At 55.3% G+C, this 1,264-nt stretch carries 2 protein-coding genes; both read left to right on the forward strand.

Features of this window, described 5'->3' with window-relative positions:
* Positions 1–296: 296 nt before the first annotated feature.
* Positions 297–848, forward strand: a complete 552-nt coding sequence (locus tag HGP28_RS18870) for a helix-turn-helix domain-containing protein (RefSeq protein ID WP_033995415.1) — start codon at positions 297–299, stop codon at positions 846–848.
* A complete protein-coding gene (locus HGP28_RS18875; protein ID WP_077265610.1) occupies positions 845–1,195 on the forward strand; it encodes an MliC family protein in 351 nt (116 codons plus the stop codon). Before HGP28_RS18870 ends, HGP28_RS18875 begins: the two co-directional genes overlap by 4 nt.
* Positions 1,196–1,264: the final 69 nt, after the last annotated feature.

A 1,264-nucleotide genomic window follows, 5' to 3' on the forward strand; every position in this document is an offset into this window, starting at 1 on the left:
CTTTTCCAGAGGCCCCGCAGGGGCCGTCAGCGGGGTGCCAAGGCCGCTACGCGGCCGCCGGCGGGGCGGCAGCCCCTTAGAGGAGAAAGGGGGAAATGCTAAGTTATTGATTTATAAGGATTTGTAGAAATGCATTGAGACACATAGGGTGTCCTAACGTTGAGACATGCATGGATGTCTCAACAGGTAGCAAGGTTGAGACGCAAACTGTCTCGACGTGAGACATAATTTGTCGTATCATTGCGACTCGAAATGGCGCAATGAGCGGACAAATTTCCCGACTTTGGAGGAACCCCATGCAGCAGATCACGGTGGCGACCGACGCCCAGCGTCGTATCCGCCAGCGAGAGCTGGCCATGCTGGACGAGAAAGAGGCTCAGGAGCGCGAAGAGGCGCGGAAGAACAAGGGGTTCACGCAGGTGTATCCCTTGGGTTGGAAGCGCATCATTGAGCTTGCTAAAGGCAATGCTGGGGCCTTCGGCCTGTATTCATTCTTTGCTGAAAATATCGACCCAACCTGCGGCGCGGTGGTCTGCGATCAGCAGTTTTTGGCAGACAAGATGAACGTCAACAGGCGGACAATCAGCCGTTGGTTGTCTTACCTGGAAGAAAATCGCGCGCTTGTCCGCATCCCTGTTGCTGGCAAGGTTTGCGCCTATGCGCTGGATCCTCACGAGGTCTGGAAGGGCTACGACAACGCCAAGGATTACGCAGCTTTCGTGACCAAAACCTTGGTCAACAAGGATGGCGATATCCGCCGCCGGATCATGTCGATGTTCAGCGGCGAGAAGCAGAACGACGACCGCGACCCGAACACCATTGACATGTTTGAAAGCACTCCCCAATGAGCAACGAAACGAAGGAGAAAATCTTTATGAAAAAAACGTTCGCTCTTGCTGCCATGATGGCGGCAATCGCTCCGAATCTTGCTTCAGCAGCGGATGAGATGATCCAGACCAAGTACGCTTGCGAAGGCGGAAAGACGTTGGATGTCGTGTACGTCGGAGACTATGCCGTGATGCTGCAAATGGATGAGCTTGTCCCACTGAAACGCGCCAAGAGCGCATCAGGAGTGCGCTACATCTCCGCTAGCAAAAACTACACCTACGAACTGTGGGGTAAGGGCAACGACATGAACCTTTCGACCCACGATGGCGGGAAGGAGCAAACCGTCCTCAGTAGCTGCAAGCCATAAACCCCTTCCGTCGGCCACCTGTAGGGTCAACGAGACAGCCCGCCGTCGTCGCGATCCCGGCCGCGACTG

The sequence above is a fragment of the Vibrio agarilyticus genome (genome assembly GCF_012641465.1).
Taxonomy (GTDB): Bacteria; Pseudomonadota; Gammaproteobacteria; order Enterobacterales; family Vibrionaceae; genus Vibrio; species Vibrio agarilyticus.

Coding starts and splice junctions, on each gene's coding strand:
- HGP28_RS18875 (WP_077265610.1), top strand. CDS start 845: ATGAGCAACGAAACGAAGGAGAAAATCTTTATGAAAAAAACGTTCGCT.
- HGP28_RS18870 (WP_033995415.1), top strand. CDS start 297: ATGCAGCAGATCACGGTGGCGACCGACGCCCAGCGTCGTATCCGCCAG.